At 67.7% G+C, this 6,238-nt stretch carries 9 protein-coding genes; 8 read left to right on the top strand and 1 reads right to left on the bottom strand.

Going from position 1 to position 6,238, the window contains the following annotated elements; all coding sequences use genetic code 11:
* Positions 1–95 precede the first annotated feature (95 nt).
* The 3 genes from ISP_RS07815 (at position 96) to ISP_RS07825 (ending at position 1,660) form a co-directional block, all read left to right on the top strand.
* Positions 96–488, top strand: a complete 393-nt coding sequence (locus ISP_RS07815; protein ID WP_013223346.1) for an SUKH-4 family immunity protein — start codon at positions 96–98, stop codon at positions 486–488.
* A 311-nt stretch (positions 489–799) separates the two neighbouring features.
* A complete protein-coding gene (locus ISP_RS07820) occupies positions 800–967 on the top strand; it encodes a hypothetical protein (protein ID WP_155258922.1) in 168 nt (55 codons plus the stop codon).
* A gap of 195 nt (positions 968–1,162) precedes the next feature.
* Positions 1,163–1,660, top strand: a complete 498-nt coding sequence (locus tag ISP_RS07825) for a GNAT family N-acetyltransferase (protein WP_013223347.1) — start codon at positions 1,163–1,165, stop codon at positions 1,658–1,660.
* A 67-nt stretch (positions 1,661–1,727) separates the two neighbouring features.
* Here ISP_RS07825 and ISP_RS07830 read toward each other — a convergent pair whose 3' ends face one another.
* Positions 1,728–2,237: a TetR/AcrR family transcriptional regulator gene (locus ISP_RS07830; protein WP_013223348.1), complete on the bottom strand. Its 510-nt coding sequence runs from the start codon at positions 2,235–2,237 to the stop codon at positions 1,728–1,730.
* 166 nt (positions 2,238–2,403) lie between these two features.
* On the opposite strand from ISP_RS07830, the gene ISP_RS07835 reads away from it, so the two are divergent.
* The 5 genes from ISP_RS07835 (at position 2,404) to ISP_RS07855 (ending at position 5,861) form a co-directional block, all read left to right on the top strand.
* Complete coding sequence (locus ISP_RS07835; protein ID WP_013223349.1) at positions 2,404–3,321, top strand: aldo/keto reductase; 918 nt, start codon at positions 2,404–2,406, stop codon at positions 3,319–3,321.
* A 247-nt stretch (positions 3,322–3,568) separates the two neighbouring features.
* Positions 3,569–3,955 carry an Imm7 family immunity protein gene (locus tag ISP_RS07840; RefSeq protein ID WP_230468733.1) on the top strand — a complete coding sequence of 129 codons (387 nt, stop codon included), beginning with the start codon at positions 3,569–3,571 and terminating at the stop codon, positions 3,953–3,955.
* An 86-nt stretch (positions 3,956–4,041) separates the two neighbouring features.
* Positions 4,042–4,563, top strand: coding sequence for a SigE family RNA polymerase sigma factor (locus ISP_RS07845; protein WP_230468734.1), 522 nt, complete (start codon positions 4,042–4,044; stop codon positions 4,561–4,563).
* Positions 4,550–5,500: a hypothetical protein gene (locus ISP_RS07850; RefSeq protein WP_013223352.1), complete on the top strand. Its 951-nt coding sequence runs from the start codon at positions 4,550–4,552 to the stop codon at positions 5,498–5,500. The genes ISP_RS07845 and ISP_RS07850 overlap by 14 nt, the downstream gene beginning before the upstream one ends.
* Before the next feature lie 223 nt (positions 5,501–5,723).
* Entirely contained in the window at positions 5,724–5,861 is a 138-nt protein-coding gene (locus tag ISP_RS07855; RefSeq protein WP_014466672.1) for a hypothetical protein, read from the top strand.
* The last annotated feature ends 377 nt before the right edge of the window (positions 5,862–6,238 follow it).

The raw sequence follows: 6,238 nt of genomic DNA on the forward strand, positions 1-6,238 counted from the left end.
CCAACGACTACGAGAAGTCGCTGCCAGTGGTTGCTTGAACTGTGTAAGCCCCTGTCCACCGTTCGGGGTGAACCTCACAGCAGATCGATGACGCGTTGCGGGCCGTTGCCCGCAAGAAGGTGCCGTTCGAAGGCACGTGGACCAAGGCGCCCTACCCGGAGCGTTCCCACGACGGCCGGACCTTCGCGGTCCTGGTCGACGACCCGGAGATCGAAGCGCTGGTGGTCGACCGGGCGACCGGCGAGGTCTTCGTCCTGGACGGCTCGGTCGGCCTGGTCAACCGGTCGTTGAGCCGGTTCGCCGAGTCCGCGGCGGCGTACGCGGCCGCGCGGAAGCGGGCGAAGTCCATCGACGAGGACGACGACGAGGCCCTCGAAGCCAACGGCGAACAGGCGTTGAAGGCCATCCGCGCGATCGACGCGGACGCCGTCGCAGACGAAAACCAGTTCTGGGCCGTCGCCACCGAGGAACTCGGCTACGGCATGTGAGACACCTGCGCGTCAGGACAGTCCCAGGCCGGCCATCCTGACGGAATTCCGGTGGTCACCACGGTGGCGTGCCGATGTCCGGACAGGCAAGTCTGGCAAGAAGAACGGGCACTTCTCCCCGGGCGCCGTCCTTTTTGGTGCGTCGTGGCCTCGGTCGGCGATGAAGTGAAATGGTCATGCAGGTGGAGTCGTCCATTTTGGGTCAGTCGATTATTGACATTCCGCCGCGCTCGATAATGGTGTGCGCAATCTGAAAGACTCGGGAAACGACAACGGATTGCGCGTTTCTGTCGGCGACAAATGGAGTTCGCATGCTCTTCGGTGACGGGAAAGTACGCGCCGACTACACGGATTTCGTGGAACGTCAGATCGCCGATGTCCGCCGTGTCCACGCCGGCGAAGAGGATCTTTCCGCCTCGCACGCGGAACCATCGGCAAGCCCCAACGGGGAACGGCTGGTGGCTCGGCATCCGGTCTGAGGACTGCGTTGCGCGATCGGCGTCGTGTCGCTGGTTCGGTCCCGCGGGAAGCCGTGGCAGCTGCGTTGCGGGACGGATGTGTCGAGGCGCGCGGATTCGAGGTGGTGCCGTGGTCGGCGCGACCAGCGACATGAGCGCGTGGTCGGGGATGATCACGCGGACGCCACGGCGACCGAGTGTGTAGCCTCGGCAGCTGTGAGCTGGCTGCCCGACGACTTCGTCCACCCCGTCTACACGCCCGTGCCCGGTACCGCGCTTCACCTGCGGCCGATCCGCGAGACGGACACTGCTATCGACTACCCCGCTGTGATGGGCTCCCGGGAGCGCTTGTGGAGCATCTTCGGTCCGGCCTGGTCATGGCCCAAGGAGACGATGACCTATGAAGAGGACCGCCTCGACCTGCTGCGGCACGAGAAGGAGATAGCCGCGCACCAGTCGTTCAACTATGCGCTGCTGGACGAGGAGGAGACCGCGATCCTGGGCTGTGTGTACATCGACCCGCCCGAGCGCACCGGTTCCGACGGCGAGGTGTCCTGGTGGGTGGTGGACGACCTCGTCGGCAGCGAGGTGGAGCGTGCGCTCGATGCGCTGGTGCCGCAGTGGATCGCCACCGACTGGCCCTTCCGCCGGCCCCGCTTTCTGGGCCGCGACATCACCTGGCAGGACTGGCTCGCGTTGCCACCGATCTCGTGACACTTCTCAAGCGGTAGCCGGATCGGCGGACTGTCGGCGGTAGCGACGAGGGAAGGCCACGGGGGCTTCAGGAGTTGTCGCGGGCGAGCAGGCCGTCGACGAGGAGTTGCAGCATCCGGGTGGCCTGGTCGGTGTCGGCGGCGGCCAGCATGATGCCGGCCATGCTGGCGGAGATGTCGGCCGGTCGGACGTCGGCGCGCAGGGTGCCGTCGGCCCGGCCGGCGTCGAGGATGGTGGCGATGGCGACCTCGAGACGCTCGCGGGTGTGGCCGGAGTTGAGCGCGCCGCTGGCGATCACCGCGCGCAGGGCTTCGGCCATGCCGCGTTTCGTGGCGACGAAGTCCTGGTAGCGGCGCATCCATTCGCGCATGGCGTCGGTCGGCGGAAGCTCGGTCACCAAGTCCGCGGCCATGGCACAGAGGCGGGCGAGTTCGCTGCGGTAGACCTCCTCGACCAAGGCGTCACGGGACGGGAAGTTGCGGTAGAGCGTGCCGACACCGACGCCCGCCTCGCGGGCGATGGCCTCGATCTTGACGGGGCCGGAGCCGGAGGTGAGGGCGCGGGTGGCCGCCTCCACGATGCGCCGGCGGTTGCGCTGGGCGTCGGTGCGGGTGCCAGGGCGTCGCTCGTCCTCGGAAACGGGATCACCTCACAAGCGGAATCGGTTCCGCTTCTGCTAGGGTCGGACAGGGTCAAGCGGAATCGGTTCCGCTTATGGTCATCGTAGCGGGAGGACCACGGCCATGACCGCATCGCGTGCGTCTGCGTACGGGAAACTGGGCGACCACGACGTGCTGAGGGTCGGCTTCGGTGCCATGCAGCTGGAACACGCCGACCCCGACGCTGCCGTCAGGGTGCTCCGTCGCGCGATCGAACTCGGTGTCGACCACGTCGACACGGCTCAGTTCTACGGGCCGGTCAATGACCTGATCAGGACCGCATTGCATCCGTACGCCGCCGGACTGCGGATTGTCACCAAGGTCGGCGCGGTGGCCCACGAGACCGAGCGGCTGGTCGCCGCCCAGAAGCCGGCGGAGCTGCGGGCGTCGGTCGAGGAGAACCTGCGCGCACTGGGTACCGACCACCTGGCGGTGGTCGATCTTCGCCGCGCCGACGTGCCGCCGGGCATTGTCGCCACCGGCGACCAGGTGGTCGATCTGGACAGTCAGCTGGCCGAACTGATCGCCCTGCGCGACGAGGGCAAGATCGGCGGCATCGGGCTGAGCCACGTCGACCTCGCCCAGCTGCGGCAGGCTCTTCCGGCCGGCATCGTCTGCGTCCAGAACCTGTACAACGTCCTCACCCGGGGCCACGAAGACGTGCTGACCGAGTGCGCCGAGCAGGGCATCGCCTGGGTGCCGTACTGCCCGCTCGGATCGGCTTTCGACCGGCTGCCCAGCGTCACCGACAACCCGGTCGTCCTCGCGCACGCCCGGCGCCTCGGCATCACCCCGGCTCAGGCCGGGCTGGCCTGGCTGCTCGGGCACAGCCCGGCCACGCTGCTGATACCCGGCACCCGCAACCTCGCGCACCTGGCCGACAACGTCGCGGTCGCCCGGATCGAGCTGGACCACGAAGCAACGACGGCCTTCGACGCTCTGGCCCAGGATGTGTCCGCTCAAGCGGACCTGGACGCGCATTCCGAGGCGTCGCGCCGATGACGGCCGAAATTCCCTGGCGTTCGCTTGCTGATCGAAATCCACCCCGATCCCGAACCCGGGCCGACCATGAGGATCCCCGCACGACGCTGACCCCGGGTGAGGAGAACGGCATGGGCTGTCAGGGCATCGGCACAAGACGTGGCTGATGCCGGCGGCGCTCCGATGTGACGGAGCGACCAGCAGCACGAGCGATTGCCGGCCGGTTGATGTGCAGGCGCTCGAAAGCCTGATCTCCTACACTCTCGCCATGTTCGAGTACCACGGCTGGATAACGCTTCGCTCGACCGCCGAAGCGCTCGACGATGAACCGCCACTCCGGCTCGGCGAGATCCAAGACCTGGTCGACGAGCTCGCTGGTTACGCGTTGATGGATCTTCAGCCGATGAACGGCACCTACTACATCCATCTGGGCGGGAACCCGAATCGCAGCGGGCAGCGCGGGCCGGCGGTGATCGACTTGTTCGCCAAGGTCGGCAGGCTTGCCCCCGGATCTTACGGGCTGCTGTACGTCCACGACGCCGACCACACGCTGAGCTTCCGTGTCTTCCGGCTGGTCCGGGGCACGGTCACCGAGCACCCGGACCACCTTTTGTCACCAGTGATCCCCACATTGGAAGACGCCGAGACGAGCTGACATCGCGGACCACGCGTGTTCGGCCGGCGCAGCGTCACCCTGGAACCGATGACAACCTGGTTCCGCACGCGGACGTTCTGAGGGGTATGCGGGTAGATCCCAGTTTCGAAGTGTTCGTCGAAGGCAGTTCGACGGCGTTGCTGCGCACCGCGTACCTGCTGACCGGCGACCGCGGGCACGCCGAGGACCTGTTGCAGACGGCGCTGTTGCGCACCGCCCGGCATTGGCCGCGGGCGCGTGACTCGCCTCAGGCGTATGCACGCACGGTGTTGCTGAACCTGTCGCGGGACCGGGTCAGGGCGTTGTTCCGGCGCCCGAGGGAGGCCCCGATGCCACCCGACGTGGACACGCTGCACGCGGTCGACGCCGGGTACGAGCAGGTCTCCGAGCGCCGCGTGGTGCTGCGCGCGCTGGCCGAACTGCCGATCCGCCAACGGCAGGTCATCGTGCTGCGCTTCTTCGAGGACATGTCCGTCGAGCAGACCGCCGGGCTGCTCGGCTTCAGCTCCGGGACGGTCAAGTCGCACACATCCCGGGCTTTGGCCAGGCTGCGCGAGCTGCTGGCCGACCACGACTCACTCCAGGAGGTTCCCCGTGCTCACCGATGAGCAGTACGGCCGCCGGATCGGTGACCGGCTGCGGCACGAGCTCGACGACGTCCACGCGAGCCCGGACCTGGTCCGCAAGCTCCGCCACCGCCGGACCAGGCGCACGTGGGCGATCACCGGTGCCATCGCCACCCCGGTGGCCGCCGCGGCCGTCGTCGCAGTGGTCGTCTCGACCCAGGCCACCCCCCACCGATCCACCACCGCAGCGCCCACCAGTGCGGCGTCCACCAGCGCTCAGCCCCGGATCGTCACCGTGGCGTACATCCAGGCGGAGACGGTGAAGGCACTCGGCCAGGGCACCCAGTACGTCATCTACTCGAAGGACACCTACGAGAGCGGCTACTACGAGACCTGGACCGACAAGGCGACCCAGCGGTACCGCAACGACATCTACACCCGCCTTCCGGCCGCCACCCAGGCGGGTCGCGCCGGGGACGGGAAGATGACCCTCCCGTCCGGCCCGCCCACAGCCCCGTCCGGGCCGCCCCACCGCCAACAGTCGCACGCCGTCAAAGGCCCGGGGGAGAGCCAGGAGATCACCACGGTCGACTGGGAGAACAAATGGTGGTCCGTCGACCACCTGAGGGACGACAAACCGCAAACCCCGATCCCGGACCCCACCGATCCGGACGGCATGAGGAAGGCGGTGGCCGAGGGCAAGGTCGAGCTGGTGGGCCAGGAGAAGATCGGCACCGTCGACACCCACCACCTCCGGGTGATCGGCCCCCGGCGCGAGTACAAGATCGACCTGTGGGTCGACAGCACGACGTACCTGCCGGTCAAGGAAACCGCAGTCAAGGCCGGCAACAAGCAGGGCGGTGACGAATTCCCGGAGTCCAAGGGCGAAGCGATCACCTACACCTGGCTGCCCCGGACAGAAGAGAATCTCGCCAAATTGACGCTGACCCCACCCGCCGACTTCAAACAGCTCAAGTAGACCCCAAGCAACAGCCCGCATGGACCCGGGCGAAGCCCTGCAGCTTCGAAGTGGCCCTTCAAGCGCGTCCGCGGCGCCAGCCCATCGGGCTGGCGCCGCGGCCGAGCCACCTCAGTCCGTGACCCTCCTCGGTCGTTTGTTCCCAGTCACGCTCAGCGGCATGTGAGTGGGTTTCAAGGGCCCCGAGTCCGGACCTGAAGGGCGTCGACTAGCGCCGTTCTCGGTGCGGATCATCGTGCTGCCGGTCCTCGATCAGCAGATCCGCTCGGCCGGAACGTCCACGTACCTCGTACCCGAGCTCGTGCATGCCAGTGGCGCATACGACGACTGGCTGCGCGAACTCGTACGCAAGCTTGCCTGAACGCATGGCGGCAGCAATCAAGCACCGGATCGTGCGGCGGCCAGACATGCGGCGCTACGCATCGATGTCTCGTTGATTCCCGGTCTGTCCTGCGCCGTGACGGCGCGGCCGGCGGCGGCGGCGCCGAACGTCCGCACAGCGGCACGAGAGTGATCGGGAATCTCGCGGCGGCTTCGACGTCGGCGAGGTTTGTACGCTGGGGGGATGGAGGCGGAACTGGCTCGCGAGCTGGAGCGGGTGGGGGCGGTCGCGCTGAGGACGACGGCGTGCGGCCTGGCCTGGGTGGTCGCGTTGGGGGTCCTCTGAGGTTCACCCCGAACGGTGGACAGGGGCTTACACAGTTCAAGCAACCACTGGCAGCGACTTCTCGTAGTCGT

This window comes from Amycolatopsis mediterranei, from assembly GCF_026017845.1.
Taxonomy (GTDB): Bacteria; Actinomycetota; Actinomycetes; order Mycobacteriales; family Pseudonocardiaceae; genus Amycolatopsis; species Amycolatopsis mediterranei.

What these genes read in the sequence shown, in the direction of transcription:
- ISP_RS07820 (WP_155258922.1), top strand. Translation starts at nt 800, where the DNA reads ATGCTCTTCGGTGACGGGAAAGTACGCGCCGACTACACGGATTTCGTG.
- ISP_RS07835 (WP_013223349.1), top strand. Translation starts at nt 2,404, where the DNA reads ATGACCGCATCGCGTGCGTCTGCGTACGGGAAACTGGGCGACCACGAC.
- ISP_RS07840 (WP_230468733.1), top strand. Translation starts at nt 3,569, where the DNA reads ATGTTCGAGTACCACGGCTGGATAACGCTTCGCTCGACCGCCGAAGCG.
- ISP_RS07845 (WP_230468734.1), top strand. Translation starts at nt 4,042, where the DNA reads ATGCGGGTAGATCCCAGTTTCGAAGTGTTCGTCGAAGGCAGTTCGACG.